The following is a 25,599-nucleotide window of genomic DNA, read 5'->3' on the forward strand; positions in this document are numbered from 1 at the left end:
TATTTTGGCGCCCTTCTTTTTCTCGTTACCATAGCCACCCTGCTGGCATAGATTCGGAGAGATCGGGTGGCCGCCATTCATATCTCAGCCCCTGCGCTGACCCTGCGCGCGGGGAGTGGTGCCATTGCGCATCTGCGCGAGCATGGGCTGCGGGCCGCCGATGTGGATATCGTTCCCGGCGCCGCCGGCGGGCCCAAAGCGTTGGGAATCATCGGCCTGGATCAGGCGGTATTCGGGGATTTTTTGCCCGCCGCGCCGCGACTGCGCACCCTAATCGGCGCGTCCATCGGCAGCTGGCGGTTTGCCGCCATTACCATGGGCGATTCCCGCGAAGGCTTGGCTCGCTTGGCTGCCCTCTATACTCAGCAGCGCTTTCCCAAAGGCATCACCGCCAAAGAGGTAAGCCTCCGCTGCGCCCAGATGTTATCGGAACTGCTGCAAGATCGGGATCAGCGCATTCTGCATAATCCGGATTATCGGCTGGTCATTGTGATGATTCGCAGCCGTGGGTTAATGGCCCGTCAGGGGGGGCTGGGGTTGGGGCTAGGGCTGGCAGGATTGATGGGTACCAATCTGTTTAGCCGCCGAGCCACCGGCTGGTTTATGGAACGTGGGTTGGTTTATCCCCAAGGGGATGATTTGCCGTTGGGGTTGCTCAATGATTTCACCACCCACCATGTGGGTCTGCGGGCGGATAATTTGCGGGCGGCATTGTTGGCCAGCGCCTCGATTCCCATGGTGCTGGACGGAGTCACCGCCTTGGCGGGTGCCCCGGATGGCGTGTATCGCGACGGTGGCATGCTCGACTATCATCTGGACCTGCCTTATCAGAGCGAAGGTATTGTGTTGTACCCACATTTCACCGATCGAGTGATCCCCGGTTGGTTTGATAAACCGCTACGCTGGCGTAACGGTGATCCACAACGCTTGCGTAACCTGCTGCTGGTATCCCCGTCGCGCGGCTATCTGGCACGCCTGCCCCACGGCAAGCTGCCCGATCGTACTGATTTCAAACATTATCGTGGTAATGACGCTGGTCGCGAGGCTTATTGGCGCAAGGCGGTAGTCGAAAGTCAGCGGCTTGGCGATGAGTTCCTGGAGTTGGTGGAAACCGGCAAACTGGTAGATCGGTTGCATCCCTTGTAAGCGCGGTCATTGGCTAAGGTCATGTCACCGGGGGTGACGGACAGTTCCCCGTAGCCGTGTTAGGCTCGCTCTCCTTATTCAGCTAGAGGGACCATGATGACATCTACTTCACCATCCTCATCGAACTCCAGCAGCTGGGCATTGACCCGCGCACTCGTTCACCAGTATCAGTGGTTCCACGTCATTCTGGGTCTGATTGGTAATGGCACCTTTGTCGTTGGCAGTGTGTTTTTTCTTTGGGATAGCTGGCAACAGGCCGGCACCTGGCTGTTTATTATCGGCTCGGTGGGCATGTTGATCGGCAGCATCGGCAGCGCCATTGTGACCTACGAACGCAGTAAGGGTCGCCAGCCGGGCGAGGTAGATAATCAGCAGGACGATACGTGAGCAGCACCCCGCAAACGGATACGGCATCCTTGCCCACGCTGACTCTGGTCCGCCAGCTGTGGCAGCAGACTTGGCCTATGGCCATGGGCGCCATGTCCCTACTGGGCTTTTATCTGGTCGACAGTATTTTTGTGGCCCGATTGGGCACTGAGCCGCTGGCCGCCCAGTCGTTCACGTTTCCGCTGGCGTTTCTGGTGATTGGCGTGCAGGTGGGCATCGGCATTGCCATTGCCGCGTTGATTTCCCGGGCTATCGGCGCCGGCCAGCAAGAACAAGCCAACCGGTTGGGCGCCCTGGTGTTGGTTGGCGGCGGCATCTTGCAGGGTGTGCTGGTGCTGGTGTTGTGGCTGATCCAGGAGCCGGCGTTTACATTACTTGGTGCCAGCGACGCGATTCGCGCCATGATCCGTCCCTTCTGGGCCTTGCAGGTGCCGGCCATGTGGGTCGGCGGGGTGGTGTATTTTGGCTACAGTCTGTTCCGTGCCCATGGCAATACCCGTTTTCCGGGCATGATGATGGTGATCACCAGCTTGCTGAATCTGTTATTCGACCCGATTCTTATTTTTGGCATTGGTGGCTGGCAGGGCTTGGGTTTGCCCGGTGCGGCATTAGCGACGTTGTTGGCGTTTTCCATTGGTGGCGTCATTGTGGCGTTGGCCTTGCGGGGCAAGGGTTGGGTGCAACGTCATGGTATGGCGGCGCAGGTGCGCGTGTCTGCTTGGCCGTTTGCGCAAATTGCCGGCCCGGCTATGGTTAGCCAGCTCATGCCGCCGCTGGCCGCCATGGTGGCTACGGCCTTGGTAGCCCGTTCCGGTGACCAAGCGGTGGCCGCCTGGGGTATGGCCAGCCGGCTGGAAGGTTTTTCCATTGTTTTGGTGCTGGGCATGACCATGGCGCTACCGCCTTGGCTGGGACGCTGTTATGGCGGCAACGACTGGGCCACCGTGCGGCGGTTGATGCAGGTGGCCGCCGGCATGGTGATTGTCTGGCAGGTAGTGCTGGGGCTGGTGCTGGCGTTGTTTGCCGCGCCGCTGGCCAGCATTCTGGTGGATACCCCGGCGGTGCAGGCTTATCTAACCGTACTGATTCGCTGGATTCCGCCCAGCTATGGTTTCCTTGGCGTATGCATGCTGGTGGTATCGGCCAGCAATGCGCTGGGCTGGCCCATGCGCGCCATGCTGATTTCATTTCTGCGTTTGTTCCTGTGTTACTTGCCTCTGCTATGGCTGGGCTTGGAGCTGGGCGGTTTCGGTGGTTTCGCCCTGGGCGCCGCCTTCGGCAACGTACTGGCCGGGATTATGGCGTGGGGTTTTTACCAGCAGGCGTTGGCGGGACGTGAGGCGAAAGTCCCAAGTTGAAAAGCGCGGGGTAGCACGGCAATAACTGAGATGTCGTGCCCGCGCGATCAGTGTTTTTGTGGGTGAAGCGCGGAGGCCACCAAGGTAGTCGATTGGCGCCTACCTTGCTCGCGTTTCAACTTTAAACCTTCAAATCGCTACTGCTCCCGTTCCCATTCCGGCGGTTTCCATAGATGTTTCAGGCGCTGCGTTAGCGGGCCTTTCTGGCCCATGGCCCGGAACATGTCCACGTATTCGTGGCACCAGTTCACCACCAGGCTGTTGCTGTACACCGGGCGGGTGATGCCGTACTCCACTGGCTGGTCGTTTTTTTCTTCCACGAAGGTGCCGAACAGACGGTCCCAAATAATAAAGACACCGGCATAGTTTTGGTCGATGTATTCCGGGTTGCGGCCATGGTGGACACGGTGGTGGCTGGGGGTATTGAAAATGAATTCGATGGCCGGGTGCAGCTTGCCCACCAGAGTGGTGTGAATAAGGTATTGGTACACCAGCGATAGCGCATAGCACATCCCGATCCACACCGGGTTGAAGCCCAGCAACGCCAGCGGCACGTAGAACAGCCAGCCACCATTAAAAATGTTGGTAGCGTTTTGACGCATGGCGGTGGAGAAGTTCATTCGCTCGGAAGAGTGGTGGGTCACATGGGCGGCCCAGAACCAGCGCACCCGGTGAGAGGTGCGATGGAAGCCGTAGTAACAGAAGTCCACCAGCAACCACAGGCCAATGGCCGTGAACAGGGTCAACTCCACGTCCAGTAGACGGTGTTGGTAGGCAAAGACATACACCGGAAAAGCAATCAGCCCGGCGAACAGCAGTTCGGTGGTTTGATAGCCTGCTCCCAACATGAAATTCAGCCACGATTCACGACCATCCACCAACCGATTGTTGTGGCGAATCTTGCGGTACTCCCACAGAAACAGGCCGATAAAGAGTGGCGTTGCCACCACGAAAATCAGTTGCCGTGCATCCAGAGCCAGCCAGTCGGGCAGCGCATTCCAAAGCGGCACCAGGCCGCTGTTTTGCCAGACGTTGTTGAACCAGTCCATTAGTGCCATGGGAGCCTCGGGAGTGAGTGAGAAGCGTGATGTTGCCAGTGTGGGCTAGACCCTGATCTTTGTATTGACGATCCATGCCGTATTTTTGACAATTCATGCCATAACAGACAATGTCCTCGACAAGGAGATTCCATGGCCACCGCCATGCGCGTTACCGGTGCTTGGGTGCAACTGCTCACGGACTGGCTTGATCGAGAAAACCTGCCGGCGCCGGCATTACGAACCGTGCTGGACAGCCGATCCCCTGCGGATCTGGTGCCGCTGCCGTTGTGGCGGGATTTATTGCAGCAGGCGGTGGCGTTGCGACCGGAGCGGCTGGCGCCAGGGCTGGAAATTGGCGCTCTAATACAGCCTCGCCATGTGGGTATGTTGGGGTATCTGATTCTCACCTGCCGGACCCTGGGCGAGGCCATGCTCGCCTACCAGCGCTATGAAACCCTGTTCTACGGCCAGGACATGGTGGAGGTGGTGGGGGAAGGCGGTCAGATATTGGTGCGTTGGCCCGGCGAAAATACCACTGGGGAGCTGGCGGATAGCGTCGCCATAGCGGCGTTGATCAGCTTTCTACGCCGGCAAGTGGACGCCCCCCCGGTGCCGGCCCAGGTAGCGTTCGCCTTTGCCGGCCCCGCAGCGCCGGTTCGGGCAGCGTATGAGGCTTTCTTTGGTTGTGAAGTGGTGTTTGAACAAGCACATACTTGCGTGGCCTTTCCTGTGCATTTTCTCGCCATTGCCTTGCCGCACAGCGACCCGAGCATGCGTAGCCTGCTGGACCGGCAAGCCCAGGCCATGCTGTCGGCGTTGCCGGGGTCCGATAGTTTTGATCGGGCACTGCAACACGCCATGGTGAGGTTAATGCTGGAAGCGGCAGTGACCTTGCCGCGGCTGGCCGCTGAGCTGCATATGTCTGTGCGGACGCTGCAGCGGCGCCTTACGCAGAGGCAATTAACCTGGCGAGCGTTGCTGGATCGTACTCGCGAGCAGTTGGCGCGCCATTACCTGGCAGACCGGTCGCTGACCTTGGGGGATATTGCCCTGTTGTTGGGGTTTTCCGAACACAGTGCTTTCAGTCGTGCCTACCGGCGCTGGACGGGTACGACGCCGGCGCGTACCCGGAAGGAGGCTGGGGAGGCATACAAACCAGAAAATCCGGTGTAGCGTGGTGGCATCGTTTAGTGGCAAGCGCAATACATAACAAGCCATGAATGTTGTGCTTCCAGTTTCTGTAGCCGGGTTGGCTTGTGCGGGCAAACATTCTGAGAGAGGAACATCGATGAAAACGCGTATTACCGATTTGTTGGGCATTCAGTATCCGATCGTTCAGGGCGGCATGCAGAATGTGGGTTATGCCGAGCTGGCTAGTGCGGTGTCTAACGCCGGCGGCTTGGGGATTATCACTGCACTCACGCAGCCGACGCCGGAAGAGCTGGAAAAGGAAATCAAGCGCTGTAAGGAAATGACCGACAAGCCGTTCGGGGTGAACCTGACGATCCTGCCGACGATCAAACCGGTGCCCTACGATGAATACGCACGGGTGGTCTGTGAAAACGGCATCACGGTGGTAGAGACCGCAGGCCGTAACCCTGAACCGCACATACCACTATTCAAAGAGTATGGCGTAAAGGTGGTGCATAAATGCACCTCTGTCCGCCATGCAATCAAGTCAGAAAAAGTGGGTGTGGATGCGGTGTCCGTGGATGGCTTCGAATGTGCCGGCCACCCGGGTGAAGACGATATTCCCAATCTGGTTTTGTTGCCCGCAGCGGCCCGTGTTCTGAAAATTCCGATGCTTGCTTCCGGCGGTATTGGCACCGGTGCGCAGATGGCCGCTTGCCTGGCGCTGGGTGCGGATGGCATCAATATGGGTACCCGTTTCCTGGCTTCCAAGGAAGCGCCAGTGCATGAAAACATGAAGCGCGCCATTGCTGAGGCATCCGAACTGGATACCGCTTTGATTTTCCGCCCGCTCAAAAATACCGCCCGTGTTTACAAGAACAAGGTGGCGACCAAGGTCAATGAAATTGAGCGTGAAAAAGGTCAGGACATGAAGTTCGACTATATCGTGGATCTGGTTGCCGGCGTGAAAGGCAAGGCAGCCCTCACCTCCGGTGAAATCGATGGCGGTATCTGGACGTCCGGTATGGTGCAGGGCCTGATCGATAGCTACCCGAGCTGTGCGGAAATCATTGATGACATCATCAGCGAATGTACCGGAACCATTAATCGGCGCCTGGCAGACATAATGAATGGCTAGCCAATTTCGAAAGGATGTAACGTTTCGGTTAGCCCAAAGCCAGGGCGATGCTCTGGCTTTTTATGCCGCCATGGAGGGCAGGGAGTAGGCCGGTAGGGCTGGGCGAAAGGGTTGCATGCCTGCTTGCTTGCATAAAGGTAATTTCGCTGCTTCGCTTTCTGGCTATGATCATTCGCCATTGAGTTTTCTATTATCAGAAGGAACGGATGTGTATCGTCTTTATGAGTTTTCCTCTTCAGGAAATTGTTACAAGTTGCGCTTGGCCATGGCGCAACTCAATGTGCCTTTTGAGCGTGTGGAAAAAAATATTACTCAAGGAGAAACCCGGCACGCCGACTTCTTGGCTATCAACCCCAATGGGCGTATCCCCGTGCTGGTGACCCCGGATGGCAGAGTCTTGCCGGAATCCAATGCGGCGCTTTGGTATCTGGCGAGAGACAGCCAGCTGATGCCTGATGATGCTTTTGAGCAAGCGCAAGTTTTGCAGTGGATGTTTTTCGAGCAATACAACCATGAACCCAATATTGCGACTTCCCGTTATTGGTTGCATGTGCTGGGGGAGGCTGAGAAATATGCGCAAGGCTTGAAAGAAAAACAACAAAAAGGTTATGAAGCGTTGGCGATCATGGAGCTGCATTTGCAACGACAGGATTTTTTTGTCGGTACAGATTATTCCATTGCTGATATCGCCTTGTTCGCCTATACCCATGTTGCAGATCAGGGCGGCTTTTCGTTAAAGGATTACCCTTCGATTAGAGCTTGGCTGACCCGCGTCAAAGCAGAACCAGGCTTTGTCTCCATGGTGGCGTAAGTATAATGGATAAAAGGATAAAACTGACAAGGCGACCCTGCTGTCGCCTTGCCATGGCAGCCTTACTGGCTTAAGTGATAAAAGTGGTATCTGAGGTGATCATCTATAAAGCTGGCGATAAAGAAATAGGAGTGGTCGTAACCGGGCTGCATGCGCAGGGTGATTGGTACGCCGGCTTCTTCGCAGACGGCGCTTAACGCTTCCGGACGAAGCTGGCCGTCGCGGTAGAAATTATCCGCATCTCCTTGATCTACCATTAACGGCAGCGGGCTGCCGTTGCGTTTGAGTAGCTCGCAGCTATCCCACGCTTTCCAGCGTTCCTTGTCTTCACCCAAATAGCCGCCTAGGGCTTTTTCGCCCCATGGGCATTGGCTGGGGTTGCAGATCGGGGCAAAGGCCGACACTGAGGTGTAGCGGCCGGGGTTTTTCAGCGCACAGACCAGGGCGCCGTGGCCGCCCATGGAATGACCACTGATGGCCTGCTTGCCGTTGAGGGGGAAATGTTCCTGAACCAGCGCGGGCAATTCTTCCGTTACATAATCGTACATGCGGTAGTGCTGGCTCCAGGGCGACTGGGTGGCATTTACATAGAAGCCGGCACCGGAACCAAAGTCGTAGCTGTCGTGTTCACCGGGTAGGTCTGTGCCCCGCGGGCTGGTATCCGGACAAACAATGGCCAGCCCCAGTTCGGCTGCAGTTCTGTGAGCGCCGGCTTTCTGCATGAAATTTTCATCGGTGCAGGTTAGCCCGGACAGCCACCACAGTAGCGGCACATCATTGCCCTCCGCTGCCGGAGGCAGGTAGAGGGCAAAGATCATTTCGCAGTTGAGTGCCTGGCTGTGATGTTTATAGCGTTTCAACCAGCCACCAAAGGATTTAGTGGCAGAAACCAGTTCGATATCGGACATGAGGCAACCCCTCTAAAACGGTAGTGGAAGCTCGCCTGCAAGCGATTTTCACCAGCAGGCTGGCTGCCACAGTAAAGGCTAGAAAAGAATGACGGACCGAATGCTCTTGCCTTCGTGAAGTAGGTCGAAGGCGGTATTGATGTCTTCCAGGCCCATGGTGTGGGTAACGAATTCATCAATCTTGATTTCGCCTTTCATGTAACGATCCACATAACCGGGCAGCTCTGTGCGGCCTTTAACGCCGCCGAAGGCAGAGCCTTTCCAGACTCGACCGGTTACCAGCTGGAACGGGCGAGTGGAGATTTCTTCACCGGCACCGGCTACGCCAATAATAATGGATTCACCCCACCCTTTGTGGCAGCACTCCAGAGCAGACCGCATCACGTTGACATTGCCGATGCACTCGAAGGAATAGTCCACGCCACCGTCGGTGAGCTCGACAATCACTTCTTGAATAGAGTCGTTGTAATCCTTGGGATTGATGAAGTCGGTGGCGCCAAATTGCCGCGCCAGGGTTTCTTTGCCCGGGTTGGTGTCGATGGCAATAATACGCTCTGCCTTGGCCATCACCGCGCCTTGAATCACCGACAAGCCGATGCCGCCGAGCCCGAATACGGCCACGGTGGAGCCGGCTTCTACCTTGGCGGTATTAAGAACGGCACCAATACCGGTGGTGACCCCGCAGCCGAGCAGGCAGATTTTATCCAGCGGGGCTTCTTTGCTCACCTTGGCTAGGGAAATTTCCGGCACCACGGTGTATTCAGAAAAGGTGCTGGTGCCCATGTAATGGTGCAGCAGTTTGCCGTTCAGAGAGAAGCGGCTGGTGCTATCGGGCATTAGGCCCTTGCCTTGGGTGGCACGCACGGCCTGGCACAGGTTGGTCTTGCCGCTGAGGCAGAATTTACACTTGCGACATTCGGCGGTGTAGAGCGGAATTACATGGTCACCGGGTTTCAGGCTGGTGACGCCTTCGCCCACTTCCTGGACGATGCCGGCGCCTTCATGGCCGAAGATGGAGGGGAATAGACCTTCCGGATCTTTCCCGGACAGGGTGTAGGCATCGGTGTGGCAGACGCCGGTGGCGACGATCTGTACCAGCACTTCGCCGGCCTTGGGGCCGGCCACATCGACTTCTTCGATAACCAAAGGTTTACCTGCTTCCCAGGCCACGGCGGCGCGCGATTTCATACCCTGTCTCCAGATCATAATTAAACGAGCATTGAGTCTACTGGGTATGCAATAGGGAAATAAGGCACAATTCAGCAATAGATTATTGCTCAGGAGCAACAATGCAGCATTGGGACCGGATTGAGGCCTTTGTGGAGGTGGTGCGTGGTGGCTCATTTGCACGGGCCGCCCGGCACTTGGGCGTGTCCAGCTCCCATGTGAGCCGGTTGGTGGCGCGGCTGGAAACCCAGCTGGGGACGCAGCTTTTGTATCGCACCACCCGGCGGTTAACGCTCACGGATGCGGGCACGGTCTATTTCGAGCATTGCTGCCAATTGTTTGATGGATTTCAGGAGGCGCTGAATGCGATCAGTGATTTCCAGCAACAGCCCACCGGGGTGTTGCGGCTGACCTGCGCCACCACTTTTGGCGAGCGTTTCATCGCGCCGTTGGTGAATGACTTTCTGGCGCGTCACCCGCAATTATCTGTGCAGCTGGATTTCACCAACCGGCGGGTGGACATCGTGGATGAAGGTTTCGATGTGGCCATTCGCACCGGGGCCTTGCCGGATTCCTCGCTGATTGCGCGTAAGCTCTGCCCGCGACGGGAATATGTGGTGGGCTCGCCGGACTATTTTTCTCGCCATGCTCGCCCGCATACGTTGGGGGGATTAAGCGGTCATAATTGTCTGCAGGGCTCGTCGGAGCAGTGGACCTTTGATGTGGACGGCCAGCATCGCCACAGCAAGGTCCAGGGAAACTGGAAAGGCAATTCTGGGGCGGCCTTGCTGGATGCGGCTCGCAAGGGCATCGGGCTGGCGCAATTACCGGATTATTATGTGGAGGAAGACCTGGCGTGTGGTCAGTTGGTGCCGGTGCTGGATCAGTACGCCTGCACGCATACCGCCGTGTGGGTTGTTTATCCTCGCCATCGGCATTTGTCGCCGAAGGTGCGCCAGTGTGTGGATTTTTTGGTGGAGGAGATGGGGCGTGGAGAAGTGAGTTGAATCCAGGGGTGTAAAGTAAAACGGGATAAATATGCACGCAGAAAGTTATTTTTGCGGCGGTATTGCATTTGAAATGAGCCCGCTGGACAAGCAACCGGTGTTCTGCCGTGAGTGTGATTCACCGGTGGATGGTTGGTTATCAAAGTAAACCGGGTGAGTCACGGATTCAGCCTGTAACTGGTGGGCTATTGATGATGACTTGCCCCAGTAATTCGCAAGCACCGAATAAAGGAATGCCGAGGCATTGCCTCAGCATTTTTGGGTTATGCTATCTGTGCTTTCAGCGCTTCGATTTCGTGGGCATCGCCATTGCGAGCAACAAAGGCCGTCCAGTTATCCGTTCCCTGGCTTTGAATGGCTTTAGCAACTTGGGGTAACTGATCCTCGGGCAAATGCCCAAACAGCCCCAGCAGGCTGCTGTCGTGAGCTTGGCGTAGTGCTTGGTTCAGGGCCTGGGGTTGACGCTCGGTGAGCACCTCTAGCGCTGGCGTTAGGTGGGCGTGGTCCAGTAGCGAGAACAAAGGAAGTAGCTCGTCCCAGCTATTTTCTTCGGCCACGGTGGTGATAAGGCTTTCTATAATAGTGTCTTCACGTAACTTGGGCACGTTGACCACAGTTTGTTGATGCGCATTATCCATGGCGTTAACAGCCTGTAATAGATTGGTCCACAGGCGTTGCTCACTGGCCACATCGATAATATGGCTGAGTACGGTTTCGCCTTGCTCGGCCACCAAGTTCCCCATTTGGCCGCGAAGCTGAGTATTCAAATGGCCGTTAAGTGACAGCACAGCGGGCCATAATTCATGATCGGTGGCCGCTTTCAATGTAGCGCGTTGCTGGGTTTCACTGAGTAAACCGAGCAAAGTATTGAGCGTGCTCTTATCTTCTAGATACAGCGAAATTTTCACCATGGCTTCGCCATCCTCTACCGAAGCGGTAACCGCTTTCAATGCAGAGGGTTGAATCACGTTTACAAAGCGGGCAAGGGTGATGTGTTCATTCATGGCCAGTAATGATTTGGCCACAGTGGCAACAATTTTGTCGGGCATGGCGGCCAGCAGAGCGCGAGAATATGTCGGCTCAAGGTGGATGCATAGCTTGGCGAGAAAGTCGTTGGGTAGTTTGTCCGCTAGCTTGATAGCGCGGTCGGCGGGTAGCTCGGATGCAATGCCCGCCGCCAATACCGAGCCGAGCACGGTGGTGGCCAACTTGGCGCTGGCGCCGGTGGGGACCAGTTTGCTGATGCCTGCCAACCGTTGATAGCTATCCTGATGTTGCTGATAAAAAAAGCTGGAAATACGGGTGCGGAATGCAGCCAGGGACGTTAGATCCTGGCCCTCTAGAAACGTCATGTCTGTTTCATCGGTTTCCAGTAATCGGCTCAGTTTGAGTAGCTCTGCTTGGGTTTCAATATGCATGCTCATGCTCCAGCTTTAACCGAACAACATTTTTTTGACTGGCCGGCGAAAAGGCCCCGGTACGACATTCAAAGCATTATTCATGGCTCTTTCTACGCGAGCGTCTTTGCTTGCCAAGGCGGCAAGCACCGCATCAGCTAACGTGTTGGCTTGATCTGCGGGCAGGGATCCAATAAAGGCGAGCGCATCGGCGGACAACCCTTTTTGCTTTAAGGTACTAATGGAGTCAGACATGGTTCCTCCTTCAATTCAGGCGTTACTATGCCAGCAAAGAATAAGGATGACTGTTGCCGAAAAGCCGCTTTCGACTGGCGCTTGAGAAAATGTTGGGGGGAGCATTTTATCTGTTGCAACCTATTGCACACAGTGGAGCCGGCGATTGTCTGTGCAAGCATACAGCTAAGGCGTTCCTGAAAAGTTTCTTGCGGTTTTGTGTGGCAGAGCGGGCGTTTTGCTTTTTAGGGTGCCGTGCAAAGTGAGATGTGCGTGTGGAGCCTTCACAGCGGGAAAGGCATGAAGGCTCCGCAAAAGAATTATTGAATGTTACTGCCGACCTCGACGATTTTCAGTGTATTGGTGCCGCCGTGGGCGTCGGCATAATTGCCCTTGGTGATCAGTATCCGGTCGCCAGTCTGCACTACGCCCATGGCTTCCAACATGCTCACGGCTTTGCGGTTGACGGTGTCACTAGCCAGTGCGTGACTGTCGAAGGGCATGGCATATACGCCACGTAAAATGGCGACCCGGCGCTGGCTGGAGGGGTAGGGGGTGAATGCGTAGATGGGCATGCCAGAGCGTAATCGAGACATCAGCCGCGGGGTGTTGCCGGTTTCCGTCATGGCAATAATGGCGGCCACGTTGCTGAGTCGGTTGGCTGCCTGCATGGCGGCCATGGCGATCGCTTCGTCAATGTTGTCGGCGTTGTCGTTAATGGGCCGGTCAGCCCTGCGTTCCTGCCAGGTACGTTCGGCGCCAAGGATGATCCGGTCCATGGCCTGTACGGTTTCTTTGGGAAAGTCGCCGACCGCGGTTTCCGCTGACAGCATGACGGCGTCGGTGCCGTCGAGTACTGCGTTGGCTACGTCTGAGACCTCTGCCCGGGTGGGTTGTGGGCTGTGGATCATGGATTCCATCATCTGGGTGGCGGTTATCACGAAGCGATTTAATGCTCGTGCCCGGCGGATGATGTGCTTCTGCACGCCGACAAGTTCCGCATCACCAATTTCCACGGCCAAATCGCCACGCGCCACCATCACCCCGTCGGAGGCATTGATAATGGCATCCAAGGTGCCGTCGTCTGCCACGGCTTCGGCGCGTTCGATTTTGGCAATGATGTCACCTTTACCGCCGGCTTCCTGATAACGGCGGCGTGCTTCGTTTACATCCTCCGCGTCGCGGGGAAAGGATAGCGCGAGAAAATCCACCTCCATGTCGGCGGCGGTGATGATATCCGCCAGGTCTTTCTCGGTAAGGGCGCGGGCACTGAGACCGCCACCTTTGCGGTTTACGCCCTTATGATCCGAGAGTTCACCGCCCACGCGAACCGTGCATTCCACCCGGGTGCGGTTGATGGTGTTTACTTCGAGTTCCAGCAGGCCGTCATTGAGTAGCAGGATATCGCCGGGCTCACAGTCGCTGGGTAGTGGTGGGTAACTGACGCCCACCTGCTCGGTATCGCCTGCGTCATCTGACAGAGCAGTATCAAGCGTAAAGGGTTGGCCGGCGGTGAGCATGATGGGGCCGTCGCGAAAGCAGCCAATGCGGATCTTAGGCCCTTGCAGGTCGGCCAGTATCGCTACGTGTTCGCCGCGTTGCTCGGCGCAATGGCGAATCTGTTCGGCGGTATCGCGATGGGTGTCTGCGGTGCCGTGGGAAAAGTTCAGCCGAAACACATTAACGCCCGCCCCAATCAGCGTATCGAGCATGGAGTGGGGGGCTGAGGCGGGGCCAACGGTGGCAACAATTTTGGTGCGGCGCAGCGGGTGCTGAGAGGTGCGAGGAGGCATGCGTATCTTTCCGGCAATCATTTCGAATGAGCATACCACGCAGAAGCGAATGAACGATGACAGTCTACAAGGTTCTTCGTGGTGTCAGCATGATTTCTCAACAGTGCTTCGCATACCGGTGCTGCTCCGCGGTTGTTGAAGCGAATGGTATGACGACGGAAGAAAAGAAAGCCCCGTTCAGCCGAACGGGGGAAAGGGGACGCCGGTGGCGATGTAAGGGGCTTTCCAGTGACGCCTTAATGAAGCATGGCGAAGGCACAGGCTTGCGCCTGGCTGAGACGAAGAAAATTGCCCATGCCCATTGTTATCACTTCGGTGTGTGTGCCTGCATTGAAGGCCAGCCAGTCTTCGCTGAGCAAGGTGTTGTCCACATACACCTTCATGCCGTACAGATTGCCGAAAGGGGGCTCGCCGCCGGGTTCGCAAAGCGGGAAACGGCTCTTGAAATGGTCTTCGTTGGCCAGCTTAACGTGATGGGCGTTGAGGGCCTGGCGCAGTTTGTTCGAGTCCAGATAGTGGTTGGCGGGGAGTACGGCCATAACCAGTTCGCCATCTGCCTCCACAATCACCGGTTTGGCCATATTTCGGGCGGGTATATGAGCGGATTGCGCTACTTCAGAGGCGGTAACGGCGGGCGCGTGGTTGTAGCAGTGGTAGTTGACCTTGTTGTTGTCGAGAAAATCTGCCAGAGCGCGGGCGGGCATGATAAACCTCCTCCCGGAACAGGATGGCCGGGATCGGGGAGCGGGGGCTAAAAACAGCTTGTGGCTGAAGCGAAAACACGCTCCGTGACGGTATGTTTGGTTAAGGGTAAAACGGGGTGGGTAGAAGGGGAAATACGAATATGCGCTAATGTTTATAGCAGAGAAGTCTAGCTACACGCGGCAAGAATAAATAAGGAAGGCCGGCACGATTTGCGGGGTTTTCTTCTCCAATTTTTATTTTAAACGTTCAATTGCATTGCACGGGCAGGGGGGGTAGCAGGTGGCGCCGCGCCCCCGGCCCGCGTTGTAGCGTAAAGCCTAACGGTGCCTCTTCACATCCCTAGATTGTCGAGAATACGAAGGTTGGGGCCGGCTTGGTTCATGGTGTAAAAGTGCAAGCCCGGTGCGCCCATGGCCAGTAACCGTTCGCATAAGCGGGTAACAACTTCTTCACCGAACGCTTTCACTGCGGCGTCATCATCCTTGATGTCGTTAAGCTTGCTTTGCAGCCAGCGTGGTACATCGGCGCCACAGGTATTGGAAAAGCGTAACAGGTTGGCCACGTTGAGAATGGGCATGATGCCGGGGTAGACAGGAGCGTCACAGTCAATCTTCTGTAACGCATCCATATAATAGCCGTAGGCATCTGCGTTATAGAAATACTGGGTTAGGCCACTGTTGGCCCCCGCGTCCACCTTGCGTTTAAAGTGGGCGATGTCGTCTTCGAAGCTGCGAGCCTGGGGGTGCATTTCCGGATAGGCTGCCACTTCGAGAGTGAAGTGATCGCCGGTTTCCTGGCGGATCAATTGCACCAGTTCGTCGGCGTATTTGATCTCGCTCTGGGCGTAGCCCATACCGGAAGGTAAGTCACCACGCAGGGCAACGATGCGCTGCACCCCCGCCTCCTTGTAGCCCTTGACCAACTCCAGGATCTCTTCGCGGCTCTGTCCAATGCAGCTCAGGTGCGGTGCGGTGTCGCCGTGTTGCTCGCGCAACTTGTTGACGGTGTCGCGGGTATTGTCACGGGTGGAGCCACCAGCACCAAAGGTGCAGGAAAAAAATTCCGGGTCCTTGACCAGCAGTTTCTGCTGCGTCGCCAGTAGCTTCTCTTTCCCCTGGTCGGTTTTTGGCGGAAAGAATTCAAAACTGATTCGTTTCATTGGGAACTCGCTTCATGCTGCACACCTCACGCCCCACGCGGGTTGCATGATGCGTGGGGCGTGCCAGCGTTTAATACTTATAGTGCTCGGGCTTGTAGGGGCCGTTCACGTCTACGCCGATGTACTCAGCCTGCTCTTTGCTGAGTTTGGTGATCACGCCACCAAAGCCTTCTACCATGTAGCGCGCCACTTCTTCATCCAGCTGTTTGGGCAGTACTTCTACCTTGAGCATTTTTTCTTTCACGGCATCAGAGTGGTTGGCGTAGCCCTGGTCGAACAGGTACATCTGCGCCAGTACCTGGTTGGCGAAGGAGCCATCCATGATGCGGCTGGGGTGACCGGTGGCGTTACCCAGGTTGACCAGGCGGCCTTCGGAGAGCAGCAGCAGGAAGTCGCCTTCGGACTTGTTGCGCCACACCTTGTGGACTTGGGGTTTTACTTCTTCCCATTCCCAGGTTTCGCGCATGAAGGCGGTGTCCACTTCGTTGTCGAAGTGACCGATGTTGCAGACCACGGCGCCTTTCTTGATCGCCTTGAGCATGTTGGCGTCGCACACATTGAAATTGCCGGTGGTGGTCACCAGCAGATCGGTGTTGCCTAGCAGGTCGGTGTTGATGGAGGCTTCGCTGCCATCGTTAATGCCACCTTTGTATTGGCTGACCACTTCAAAGCCGTCCATGCAGGCCTGCATGGCGCAGATTGGATCGGCTTCGGTGACTTTCACGATCATGCCTTCCTGACGCAGGGATTGGGCGGAGCCCTTGCCCACGTCACCGTAACCGATAACCAGGGCTTTCTTGCCAGACAACAGGTGGTCGGTGCCGCGCTTGATGGCATCGTTCAGAGAGTGGCGGCAGCCATACTTGTTGTCGTTTTTGCTCTTGGTGACAGAATCATTCACGTTCACTGCGGGCACTTTCAATGTGCCTTTGTTCAGCATTTCATAGAGACGGTGTACACCCGTGGTGGTTTCTTCGGTGATGCCGTGAATGTTGTCGAGCATGGCCGGGTAGGTTTCGTGGATGTAACCGGTCAGGTCGCCGCCATCGTCGAGAATCATGTTGGCTTCCCACAGTTCACCGTTGCCGTCGCGACAGGTCTGCTCAATGCACCACATGTATTCTTCTTCGGTTTCGCCTTTCCAGGCAAACACGGGAACGCCGGCAGCAGCGATAGCGGCAGCGGCGTGGTCCTGGGTGGAGAAGATGTTACAGCTGGACCAGCGTACTTCGGCGCCCAGGGCAACCAGGGTTTCGATCAGTACGGCGGTCTGAATGGTCATGTGAATGCAGCCAATAACTTTGGCGCCTTTCAGCGGCTGCTCGGCACGGTATTTTTCACGAATAGCGATGAGTGCCGGCATTTCGGTTTCGGCAATATGGATTTCTGAGCGGCCATAATTCGCCAGGGAAATATCCGCGACTTTATAATCAGTAAAGGTGCCTGCTTTCGCGTTCATTCTGTTTCTCCGCTTGCACGTAACATGCTAAACGCATTACGTGGTGCTAGTCGGCTCGCTGTGTGGCGAGCCCCAAGGTGTTTAGGCGTCCTGCATACTGTGTTTTGTGTACAGGGGAGCGTTAAAGTGCTGCTTTAAGTGCTTCGGCTTTATCGGTTTTTTCCCAGCTGAAGCCTTCGCGGCCGAAGTGGCCGTAACTGGCAGTGGGGCGATAGATCGGCTTGCGCAGGTCGAGCATTTCAATAATGCCGCGTGGGCGCAGATCAAAGTGTTCGCGTACCAGGTCGACAATGGCGGTATCGCTAATTTTGCCGGTGCCGAAAGTGTTCACCGAGATGGACGTGGGCTCGGCCACGCCAATGGCATAGCTCACCTGGATTTCGCACTTGCTGGCCAGGCCCGCGGCGACAATGTTCTTGGCCACGTAACGACCGGCATAAGCAGCGGAACGGTCCACCTTGGAGGGGTCCTTGCCGGAGAAGGCTCCGCCGCCGTGGCGGGCCATGCCGCCGTAAGTATCGACGATGATCTTGCGGCCGGTGAGGCCGCAGTCGCCCATGGGGCCACCGATCACGAAAATCCCGGTGGGGTTCACGTGGTACAGGGTGTCCTTGTGCAGCCACTCTTCGGGCAGCACCGGCTTGATGATCTCTTCCATCACCGCTTCACGCAGATCCGCGAGCTTGATGTCCGGAGAATGCTGGGTGGAGAGCACCACCGCATCCACGGCTACCGGCTTGCCGTTGTCGTAACGCAGGGTTACCTGGCTTTTCGCGTCTGGGCGCAACCAGGGCAGGGTGCCGTTCTTGCGCAGCTCGGCCTGGCGTTCCACCAAGCGGTGGGAGTAGTACACCGGCGCGGGCATCAGGGTGTCGGTTTCGTCGGTGGCGAAGCCGAACATCAAGCCCTGGTCGCCGGCACCCATTTCTTTCTCTTCCGCTTCGTCTACACCGATAGCAATGTCGGCGGACTGTTTGCCAATGCCGTTGAGCACCGCACAGCTGGCCCCATCGAAGCCTTTTTCTGAGCTGTCGTAACCGATATCCAGAATCACTTGGCGAACGATGTCCTCCAATTCCACATAGGTATTGGTGCGCACTTCACCGGCCACCACAGCCATGCCGGTTTTTACCAGTGTTTCCACCGCCACGCGGGCGTGAGGGTCATCTTTGATGATGGCATCCAGAATGGCATCCGAAATCTGGTCAGCCATTTTATCCGGATGGCCTTCGGATACGGATTCGGAGGTAAAGATGGAATATTCACTCATTACTGGAGTGCTCCCGTGATTCATTGATCGTTGCGTTGCCTTCAATAGGCGCGAAAAACATGAGTTGAAAGTGTAAAGCTCAACTCTTCCTGAAGGTGCGTACCTGCACCTGAAAACCATTGCGCAGGGCCAGAAACTGGCTTTCCTGCAACTCAAGGCCGGCGCGGCCGGCCCAATCCACTAGATCGGCTTCATCAAAGCCGAGCCAAAAATCACCGCAAGCCTCGTGGGCCCAGTGCTGATCATGCCGACACAAGTCGGTGATCAGCAGGGTGCCGCCGGCCTGCAATTGTGCCGCGGCGGCGCGGATCGCGCTGGCCGGGGCGGGCAGATGGTGCAACACCATGTTCAGTACCACCGCGTTTGCCGCAGGTAAGGTTGCCGCGCTGGCAGGCCATTCGCCGCAGAGCAGTTGCACATTGTTCAGCGCTGCCGCCTGCAGTTGCTGGCGGGCTCGGGCCAGCATGGCCTCGGCGTTGTCCAGCCCGGTTACCGTATCAAACCGTTGTGACAATTCCTGCAGAAAGCGCCCGTCTCCGGGGCCGATCTCCAGGGCCGAACCGCCTTGGGGGCACGCGCGCACCAATAGTTCCAAGGCTTGTTCGGCGTATTGCGAGTAGTCGGCAATCAGCTCCTGTTTATCGTCTCCGGCTTCCCCGTGGCGAGCAAAAAAAGCCCGGCTCTGTTCCGCACGTTGGCTTTGCACCTGCTCCAGCCGCCCTGCCACTTGGATGTCCAGTGCTCCATTGTCCAGCTTTTCGAGCAGGGCGCCGTGAAGAGCGCCTTCCGCATTATTTGGCTGAGGCAGACGGCGCCGGTAAAAGATGGAATTGCCTTCGCGGCGTTTTTCCACCAGCCCGCCGTTGGTGAGCACCTTTAGATGGTGGCTCATGCCGGACTGCTTCATGGCCATGATCTCGCAGAGCTCCAGTACGCCGAAGCTGTTCTGCCCCAATACCTGCAGCACCTGCAGACGCAGCGGGTCACCAGCGGCCTTGAGGAAGGCTGCCAGACGGTCGGTAACATCCGGTGGAGAGGGGGCCAGTGCAGTCATGTTGGCGCAGTTTAGCGCAACTAAAAACTAAATCAAAATAAATTGATATAGGTTTATGTGTCAGCTTGACCCGTTGCGTGCAACAGGCCCATACGCGGTATGCAGAAACTAGGCAGCGGCGTGCTCTGGGGCGTGCGGCTTGTAGGCGTTATCGGCTTGAGGGACAATAGCGCCCCTTTTCAGCCACCAGCCAGTTTGGAGCCCTGCATGTCCAGTGCACCCGCCCGCCGTGAACTCGCCAACGCTATCCGTGCCCTGAGCATGGATGCGGTACAGAAAGCCAACTCCGGGCACCCCGGTGCGCCCATGGGCATGGCGGATATCGCCGAAGTTTTGTGGCGCGGCTTCATACGACACAACCCGGCGGACCCGACCTGGGCCGACCGCGACCGTTTTGTGCTCTCCAATGGCCATGGCTCCATGCTGCTCTACAGCCTGCTGCACTTGACCGGTTACGGTGTCAGCCTGGATGACATCAAAAACTTCCGTCAGTTGGGTAGCCCCACTGCGGGACACCCAGAATACGGCGACGCCCCGGGTATCGAAACCACCACTGGCCCGCTGGGGCAGGGGCTTGCCAATGCGGTAGGCATGGCGCTGGCCGAGAAGATGCTAGCGGGGCAGTTCAATCGTGATGGACACACTATTGTTGATCACAACACCTATTGCTTCCTGGGTGATGGCTGCATGATGGAAGGGATCTCCCACGAAGTGGCCTCCCTGGCAGGCACCTTGGGCCTGGGCAAGCTGGTGGCCTTCTACGACGACAATGGCATTTCCATCGACGGTGAAGTGGAAGGCTGGTTCACCGACGATACCGTAGAGCGTTTCCGCGCTTACGGTTGGCAGGTGATTCCTAATGTCGACGGCCACAACCCAGAAGAAATAATGGTGGCGGTGGAAAATGCCCGCGCCAACACCTCCCAGCCCACGCTGATTTGCTGCAAAACCATTATCGGTTTCGGTAGCCCGAATAAGCAGGGCAAGGAAGACTCCCACGGTGCCGCCCTGGGCGAAGACGAAATCACCCTGACCCGCAAAGCGCTGGGCTGGGAGCACGGCTCGTTCGAGATTCCCGCGGACATCAAGAGTGCCTGGGATGCCAAAGAGACGGGCGCGAAAGCGCAGAGCGAGTGGCAGCAGCGTTTCGATGCTTATCACGCTGCGTACCCGGAGCTGGCCGCTGAGTTTACGCGCCGCATGGCCAGCGAGCTGCCGGCGGATTTCGCCGAGCAAGCCGATGCCTATATCCGTGAGTGTCAGGAAAAAGGCGATAAGGTGGCGACCCGCAAGGCCAGCCAGAATACCCTGGATGCTTTCGGCCCGCTGTTGCCAGAATTGGCTGGCGGTTCTGCCGACCTGGCCGGCTCCAACAACACTATCTGGAAAGGCTGCAAATCGGTTACCGCAGACGATGCCAGCGGCAACTATATTCACTACGGCGTGCGCGAATTCGGCATGACCGCCATCCAGAACGGCCTGTGCCTGCACGGTGGCCTGCGCCCCTATGGTGGCACTTTCCTTGTCTTTATGGAGTACGCCCGCAATGCAGTGCGCATGGCGGCGATCATGCACCAGCCGAACATTTTGGTTTATACCCACGATTCTATCGGGCTGGGCGAGGATGGCCCGACTCACCAGCCCATAGAACAGCTGGCAAACCTGCGCCTGACCCCGAACATGCGCACCTGGCGCCCTTGTGACACGGTGGAGTCGGCGGTGTCCTGGAAGAAGGCTGTGCAGCGCCAGGATGGTCCGTCTGCACTGATTTTCTCTCGTCAGGGGCTGCCCTGCATGGAGCGTGGCAGCGAACAGCTGGCTGAGATCGAGAAAGGTGGCTACATCCTGTCGCAAACTGGCGAGGGCACTCCGGACGCGATCATTATTGCCACCGGTTCCGAAGTGGAGCTGGCGGTGATTGCGGCTAGCGCGCTCACTGGTAAAAACATTCGCGTGGTGTCCATGCCTTGCGTGGAAGAATTTCTGGCCCAGGACAAGGCGTACCAAAACAGTGTGTTGCCCAGCGACGTGCGCGCCCGGGTCGCGGTAGAAGCCGCCATTGCCGATTACTGGTTCCGCTTTGTGGGGCTGGATGGCAAGGTGATTGGCATGAACAGCTTTGGTGCTTCCGCCCCGGCGGGGGATTTATTCAAGCACTTCAATATCACCGCTGAAGCCGTACAGGAAGCAGTGGAGTCGTTGTTGAAATGAAACGCCGTGTGCCTGATGCCGAAGGTTTGACGATGTTTCGGAGCACTGCCTAATGCGCATCGCCATTAATGGCTATGGCCGTATTGGACGCTCTTTTGTCCGTGCTCTGGCCGAGCGCGAAGGCGCAGGCTGGCAGGCGCCGTTTACGTTGGTGGCGATCAACGACAAGGGTCGCCCGGAAGATTTGTTGTACCTGACGCGTTACGACACCACCCATGGGCGGCTGGCGGAGCCGGCTGAGTTGATTGAAGGGATGCTGCGTATTGGTAAACAGGCGCCCATGTTGCTGGAACAACCGCAGCCAGAATTGCTGCCTTGGGATAAGCTCGGGGTCGACTTGGTGCTGGAGTGCTCCGGGCATTTTCGCAGCCATGCGGGCGCGTCTCGTCACCTACAAGCCGGTGCGAAAAAAGTCATTATCGGTGCGGTGCCTTTCGATCAGGCGGATCAAATCGTGGTGTACGGCGTCAATCATGAGGACGTTCGTGACGACAGCCAGGTGCTGTCGGCGGCGTCTTGTACTACGCACTGCATTGCTCCGCTGCTGCAGCGGCTAGACCAACAGTATGGTGTTCAGCAGGTATTGATGAAAGAAATCCATGCTTACACCTCGGATCAAACCTTGCTGGATCATGTCCATCGGGATCCGCGCCGGGGGCGGGCCGGAGCACAGAACATCGTGCCCACCACCAGCAGCTCCATTGGTGCGGTACAGCAGGTATTGCCGGCGCTGGCCGGGCGCATTAATGGGGACTCCATTCGGGTGCCAACCTTAAATGTGGCTATGGTGGAGCTGACTTTGCGCTTGGAACAGACACCGGACGAAGACAGTCTTAATCAGTGGCTACACCAACAGGCAACAGTGTCGGCGGGCCTGATTGGCTACAATGACGCGCCGCTGGTCAGCGCGGATTTTAATCACCGTACAGAGTCCGCGATCGTTGATGTGACTCAGACCCGAGTGCAGGGCGATATGGTGCAAGTAGTGGCCTGGTACGATAACGAATGGGGTTATGCCAACCGATTGTTGGACTGGGTGAATGAATTAGCTTTGAACAAGGCTGGACACTCCGAGCTGGGTGCCTGACGTGTTGCTTTTAGCGTTCGGCGTCAGTCGTGTTGCGCTTGGCAGAATTTAATGAGGTAGGAACGAAATGAACTTCAAACGCATGACCGACCTGGATCTGGCAGGCAAACGCGTTCTGATCCGTGAAGATCTGAACGTGCCGGTGAAGGACGGCAAGGTCACCAGTGATGCGCGTATCCGTGCTTCGTTGCCAACCATTGAGCATGCGCTAAAGGCGGGCGCCAAGGTGATGCTGATGTCTCATCTGGGGCGTCCCACCGAAGGCGAGTATGCGCAGGAATTTTCCCTGCAGCCGGTGGCCGATCATCTGGGAGGTCTGCTGGGCCGTGATGTACCGCTGGTGAAAGATTGGCTGGGCGGCGTCGAGGTGGCGGAGGGTCAGGTGGTGTTGTGTGAGAACGTTCGCTTCAATCAAGGTGAAAAGAAAGACGACGAAGCACTGTCACAAAAAATGGCAGCGCTGTGTGATATCTATGTGATGGATGCCTTTGGTACGGCTCATCGGGCGCAGGCATCCACCCATGGGGTGGGCAAATTTGCGCCTGTGGCATGTGCCGGCCCGCTGCTGGCCAATGAGCTGGATGCCCTGGGCAAGGCGCTGGACGCACCGGCTAAACCGCTGGTGGCCATTGTGGGTGGCTCCAAGGTGTCCACCAAGCTGGAAGTGCTGGAATCGTTGTCGGATAAAGTGGATCAGTTGGTGGTTGGTGGCGGTATCGCCAACACCTTCCTGGCCGCTGCCGGGCACCCGGTGGGTAAGTCTTTGTATGAAAAAGACCTGATTCCTGCCGCACAGAAAATTGCCGAGAAGGTACACATCCCGATCCCGGTGGATGTGGTTACCGCCAAGGCTTTTTCTGAATCCGCCGAGGCTGTTATCAAGAAAGTGGAAGACGTGGCCGACGACGACATGATTTTGGATGTGGGCCCGCAAACAGCTCACATCGTGGCGGCATTAATGAAAGAAGCCAAAACCATTATTTGGAATGGCCCGGTGGGCGTTTTTGAATTTGATCAGTTTGGTGAAGGCACTCGCGAAATGGCCCTGGCCATCGCCGATTCTGATGCTTTCTCCATTGCTGGCGGTGGCGACACCCTGGCGGCGGTGGATAAATACGGCATTACCGATAAGGTTAGCTACATCTCTACCGGTGGTGGTGCCTTCCTGGAGTTCGTGGAAGGTAAGATGCTGCCGGCAGTGGCTATGCTCGAAGCCCGGGCGAAGGATTGATAAAAAGCCCGATGCTCGACGCCGAAGGCCTGACGACAACCCGTACGTTAGGTGTTTGGTTTTTGGTATCGGGTTGTAATGGACGAAGCATAGGCGGTGCGCGCGCATCGCAAACGGATAATGAAGGGGAAATACCATGGCACTAGTAAGCATGCGACAGCTGCTGGACCACGCTGCCGAGTTCGGCTACGGCGTACCGGCTTATAACGTGAACAATGTGGAACAAATGCGCGCCATTATGGAAGCCGCGGACAAAACCAATTCCCCGGTGATCGTGCAGGCGTCTGCTGGAGCCCGCAAATATGCAGGTGCGCCTTTCTTGCGTCATCTGATTCTGGCGGCCACCGAAGAGTTTCCACATATTCCTGTCGTTATGCATCAGGACCATGGCACCAGCCCGTCTGTTTGCCAGCGCTCTATTCAGCTGGGCTTCTCCTCGGTGATGATGGATGGGTCCTTGGGTGAAGATGGCAAAACCCCCACCGATTACGAGTACAACGTGGAGGTAACTCGCCGCACCGTGGACATGGCGCACGCTTGTGGTGTGTCTGTTGAGGGTGAGCTGGGTTGTCTGGGTTCTTTGGAAACCGGTGAAGCCGGTGAAGAAGACGGTATTGGTGCGGCCGGCAAGCTAACCCACGAGCAGATGCTGACCGACCCTGAAGAAGCGGCAGACTTTGTGCAGAAAACCAAGGTGGATGCCCTGGCGATTGCTATCGGTACCAGCCACGGTGCCTATAAATTCACTCGCCCACCCACCGGGGATATTCTGGCCATCGAGCAGATCAAGGCGATCCATAAACGCATTCCGGATACCCACTTGGTGATGCACGGCTCTTCTTCCGTGCCGCAGGACTGGTTGGCGATCATTAATGAGTTTGGTGGTGAGATTCCGGAAACCTACGGTGTGCCGGTGGAAGAAATTCAGGAAGGCATCAAGCACGGTGTGCGTAAGGTCAACATCGATACCGACTTGCGGTTGGCGTCCACCGGGGCAATCCGTCGTTTTCTGGCCCAGAACCCAGCCGAGTTTGATCCACGTAAATACCTGAAAGAATCCATCACTGCCATGCGAGATATCTGTATGGCTCGCTATGAAGCTTTTGGTACGGCGGGTCATGCGGACAGGATCAAACCGATCAGCTTGGAAACCATGTTCCAGCGTTATGAATCCGGTGATTTGGATCCACGGGTTAAATAAACGTCGCCGTACGCTTTCGGTTATAGGCCGCACGCGGATCGACACAAAAAAACCGCGCCCAACCGGGCGCGGTTTTTTTGTGTATCGCTACATTAGCGAGTGGCCTTGATTTTCTCGCCGTCCTTACCGCTCAACACTAGTATGCCATCGGCATTGATGCGGGCCTGTGAGATATCACCAAGCGTATTGAGGAATTTCTGTTCCAGTTCCATCAGCGGTTTGGGGCAAGCCCTCATAGTGACGCCGCCAGTGGTAATGGCGAAGTTGTCCTCACCCTGCACATAAGTGGCCATGTAGTTGTTACAGCCGGCTTTGCCTGCCACTTGTCCAGGTTGATGAAAGTTCAGGGAGAGAGTGGCGTCAGTGATGTTCTCACCGTTAAGAGAGATCACCGACCAGGCTTCACCCCGCAACTGGCTTTCCTCGACCATGGTATGGGCTCCGCTGCTCGGTTGTCCTGTGCACGCGGCCAGTAACAGGGCGCTGCTGCTCAAGAGCAGCGGAAGGCGAAATCGGCTCATGGGGATTCCTTATGATGTGTTGCTAGATTAAGAATTAGTCTGCGGCGGATGGCATATGGTTCCCTTCGGGAGTCCAGCTTATTGATATGGCTCAAGGCGGAATCAGTCAACGGGTGACAAGCGTTGACGGGCCCCCCGTGAGGAGGACAATGCACTCAGGCCATTTCCGTTGTTAACAGACTAA

Annotated in this window: 23 protein-coding genes; 11 read left to right on the forward strand and 12 right to left on the reverse strand. The window is 56.7% G+C overall.

Annotation, left to right across the window (positions count from 1 at the left end):
• Nucleotides 1-66: 66 nt before the first annotated feature.
• From ABNH10_RS02655 to ABNH10_RS02665, 3 genes are all read left to right on the forward strand, one after another.
• Nucleotides 67-1,146, forward strand: a complete 1,080-nt coding sequence (locus tag ABNH10_RS02655) for a patatin-like phospholipase family protein (RefSeq protein ID WP_349384636.1) — start codon at nucleotides 67-69, stop codon at nucleotides 1,144-1,146.
• 93 nt (nucleotides 1,147-1,239) lie between these two features.
• Nucleotides 1,240-1,533: a YrhK family protein gene (locus tag ABNH10_RS02660; RefSeq protein WP_349384637.1), complete on the forward strand. Its 294-nt coding sequence runs from the start codon at nucleotides 1,240-1,242 to the stop codon at nucleotides 1,531-1,533.
• A gap of 77 nt (nucleotides 1,534-1,610) precedes the next feature.
• Nucleotides 1,611-2,891 carry an MATE family efflux transporter gene (locus ABNH10_RS02665; protein WP_349384682.1) on the forward strand — a complete coding sequence of 427 codons (1,281 nt, stop codon included), beginning with the start codon at nucleotides 1,611-1,613 and terminating at the stop codon, nucleotides 2,889-2,891.
• A 137-nt stretch (nucleotides 2,892-3,028) separates the two neighbouring features.
• Here ABNH10_RS02665 and ABNH10_RS02670 read toward each other — a convergent pair whose 3' ends face one another.
• Nucleotides 3,029-3,949, reverse strand: coding sequence for a sterol desaturase family protein (locus ABNH10_RS02670; protein ID WP_349384638.1), 921 nt, complete (start codon nucleotides 3,947-3,949; stop codon nucleotides 3,029-3,031).
• A gap of 132 nt (nucleotides 3,950-4,081) precedes the next feature.
• On the opposite strand from ABNH10_RS02670, the gene ABNH10_RS02675 reads away from it, so the two are divergent.
• The 3 genes from ABNH10_RS02675 to ABNH10_RS02685 all read left to right on the forward strand — a co-directional run bounded on the left by ABNH10_RS02675 (nucleotide 4,082) and on the right by ABNH10_RS02685 (nucleotide 7,011).
• Nucleotides 4,082-5,104, forward strand: coding sequence for a helix-turn-helix domain-containing protein (locus ABNH10_RS02675; RefSeq protein ID WP_349384639.1), 1,023 nt, complete (start codon nucleotides 4,082-4,084; stop codon nucleotides 5,102-5,104).
• Nucleotides 5,105-5,219: 115 nt separating this feature from the next.
• The gene (locus ABNH10_RS02680) at nucleotides 5,220-6,200 is read left to right on the forward strand and encodes an NAD(P)H-dependent flavin oxidoreductase (protein ID WP_349384640.1); all 981 of its coding nucleotides are present in this window, start codon (nucleotides 5,220-5,222) and stop codon (nucleotides 6,198-6,200) included.
• Between the two features lie 208 nt (nucleotides 6,201-6,408).
• Nucleotides 6,409-7,011, forward strand: coding sequence for a glutathione S-transferase family protein (locus tag ABNH10_RS02685; RefSeq protein ID WP_349384641.1), 603 nt, complete (start codon nucleotides 6,409-6,411; stop codon nucleotides 7,009-7,011).
• A gap of 62 nt (nucleotides 7,012-7,073) precedes the next feature.
• Here ABNH10_RS02685 and fghA read toward each other — a convergent pair whose 3' ends face one another.
• Together fghA and ABNH10_RS02695 are read right to left on the reverse strand one after the other, a co-directional pair.
• Complete coding sequence (gene fghA / locus ABNH10_RS02690; RefSeq protein ID WP_349384642.1) at nucleotides 7,074-7,919, reverse strand: S-formylglutathione hydrolase; 846 nt, start codon at nucleotides 7,917-7,919, stop codon at nucleotides 7,074-7,076.
• Nucleotides 7,920-7,997: 78 nt separating this feature from the next.
• Entirely contained in the window at nucleotides 7,998-9,107 is a 1,110-nt protein-coding gene (locus ABNH10_RS02695) for an S-(hydroxymethyl)glutathione dehydrogenase/class III alcohol dehydrogenase (protein WP_035461558.1), read from the reverse strand.
• A 101-nt stretch (nucleotides 9,108-9,208) separates the two neighbouring features.
• Between ABNH10_RS02695 and ABNH10_RS02700 the strand changes: the two genes are divergently transcribed.
• A complete protein-coding gene (locus ABNH10_RS02700; protein ID WP_349384643.1) occupies nucleotides 9,209-10,093 on the forward strand; it encodes a LysR substrate-binding domain-containing protein in 885 nt (294 codons plus the stop codon).
• A 263-nt stretch (nucleotides 10,094-10,356) separates the two neighbouring features.
• On the opposite strand, the gene ABNH10_RS02705 is transcribed toward ABNH10_RS02700, so the two are convergent.
• The 8 genes from ABNH10_RS02705 to ABNH10_RS02740 all read right to left on the reverse strand — a co-directional run bounded on the left by ABNH10_RS02705 (nucleotide 10,357) and on the right by ABNH10_RS02740 (nucleotide 19,164).
• Entirely contained in the window at nucleotides 10,357-11,511 is a 1,155-nt protein-coding gene (locus ABNH10_RS02705) for a hypothetical protein (RefSeq protein WP_349384644.1), read from the reverse strand.
• A 15-nt stretch (nucleotides 11,512-11,526) separates the two neighbouring features.
• The gene (locus ABNH10_RS02710) at nucleotides 11,527-11,745 is read right to left on the reverse strand and encodes a hypothetical protein (RefSeq protein ID WP_349384645.1); all 219 of its coding nucleotides are present in this window, start codon (nucleotides 11,743-11,745) and stop codon (nucleotides 11,527-11,529) included.
• Nucleotides 11,746-12,044: 299 nt separating this feature from the next.
• The gene (gene pyk, locus ABNH10_RS02715; RefSeq protein ID WP_349384646.1) at nucleotides 12,045-13,538 is read right to left on the reverse strand and encodes a pyruvate kinase; all 1,494 of its coding nucleotides are present in this window, start codon (nucleotides 13,536-13,538) and stop codon (nucleotides 12,045-12,047) included.
• A gap of 215 nt (nucleotides 13,539-13,753) precedes the next feature.
• Complete coding sequence (locus tag ABNH10_RS02720; protein WP_349384647.1) at nucleotides 13,754-14,221, reverse strand: aminoacyl-tRNA deacylase; 468 nt, start codon at nucleotides 14,219-14,221, stop codon at nucleotides 13,754-13,756.
• Nucleotides 14,222-14,553: 332 nt separating this feature from the next.
• Nucleotides 14,554-15,381 carry a methylenetetrahydrofolate reductase [NAD(P)H] gene (metF, locus tag ABNH10_RS02725; protein ID WP_349384648.1) on the reverse strand — a complete coding sequence of 276 codons (828 nt, stop codon included), beginning with the start codon at nucleotides 15,379-15,381 and terminating at the stop codon, nucleotides 14,554-14,556.
• 70 nt (nucleotides 15,382-15,451) lie between these two features.
• Nucleotides 15,452-16,840 (reverse strand): adenosylhomocysteinase, encoded by a 1,389-nt coding sequence (gene ahcY / locus ABNH10_RS02730; protein ID WP_349384649.1) that lies wholly within the window; start codon nucleotides 16,838-16,840, stop codon nucleotides 15,452-15,454.
• 121 nt (nucleotides 16,841-16,961) lie between these two features.
• Nucleotides 16,962-18,110, reverse strand: coding sequence for a methionine adenosyltransferase (gene metK / locus ABNH10_RS02735; protein WP_349384650.1), 1,149 nt, complete (start codon nucleotides 18,108-18,110; stop codon nucleotides 16,962-16,964).
• 79 nt (nucleotides 18,111-18,189) lie between these two features.
• Nucleotides 18,190-19,164 (reverse strand): metalloregulator ArsR/SmtB family transcription factor, encoded by a 975-nt coding sequence (locus ABNH10_RS02740; protein ID WP_349384651.1) that lies wholly within the window; start codon nucleotides 19,162-19,164, stop codon nucleotides 18,190-18,192.
• Between the two features lie 207 nt (nucleotides 19,165-19,371).
• Between ABNH10_RS02740 and tkt the strand changes: the two genes are divergently transcribed.
• The 4 genes from tkt (at nucleotide 19,372) to fba (ending at nucleotide 24,894) form a co-directional block, all read left to right on the forward strand.
• The gene (gene tkt / locus ABNH10_RS02745; protein ID WP_349384652.1) at nucleotides 19,372-21,375 is read left to right on the forward strand and encodes a transketolase; all 2,004 of its coding nucleotides are present in this window, start codon (nucleotides 19,372-19,374) and stop codon (nucleotides 21,373-21,375) included.
• A gap of 52 nt (nucleotides 21,376-21,427) precedes the next feature.
• Nucleotides 21,428-22,462, forward strand: a complete 1,035-nt coding sequence (locus ABNH10_RS02750; RefSeq protein ID WP_349384653.1) for a type I glyceraldehyde-3-phosphate dehydrogenase — start codon at nucleotides 21,428-21,430, stop codon at nucleotides 22,460-22,462.
• Nucleotides 22,463-22,529: 67 nt separating this feature from the next.
• On the forward strand, nucleotides 22,530-23,693 hold the full coding sequence (locus ABNH10_RS02755; RefSeq protein WP_349384654.1) for a phosphoglycerate kinase: 1,164 nt from the start codon (nucleotides 22,530-22,532) through the stop codon (nucleotides 23,691-23,693).
• 136 nt (nucleotides 23,694-23,829) lie between these two features.
• Nucleotides 23,830-24,894 carry a class II fructose-bisphosphate aldolase gene (gene fba / locus ABNH10_RS02760; RefSeq protein WP_349384655.1) on the forward strand — a complete coding sequence of 355 codons (1,065 nt, stop codon included), beginning with the start codon at nucleotides 23,830-23,832 and terminating at the stop codon, nucleotides 24,892-24,894.
• Between the two features lie 92 nt (nucleotides 24,895-24,986).
• Here fba and ABNH10_RS02765 read toward each other — a convergent pair whose 3' ends face one another.
• Nucleotides 24,987-25,415, reverse strand: a complete 429-nt coding sequence (locus ABNH10_RS02765) for an META domain-containing protein (RefSeq protein ID WP_349384656.1) — start codon at nucleotides 25,413-25,415, stop codon at nucleotides 24,987-24,989.
• Nucleotides 25,416-25,599: the final 184 nt, after the last annotated feature.

This window comes from Alcanivorax sp., assembly GCF_040119285.1.
Classification (GTDB): domain Bacteria; phylum Pseudomonadota; class Gammaproteobacteria; order Pseudomonadales; family Alcanivoracaceae; genus Alcanivorax.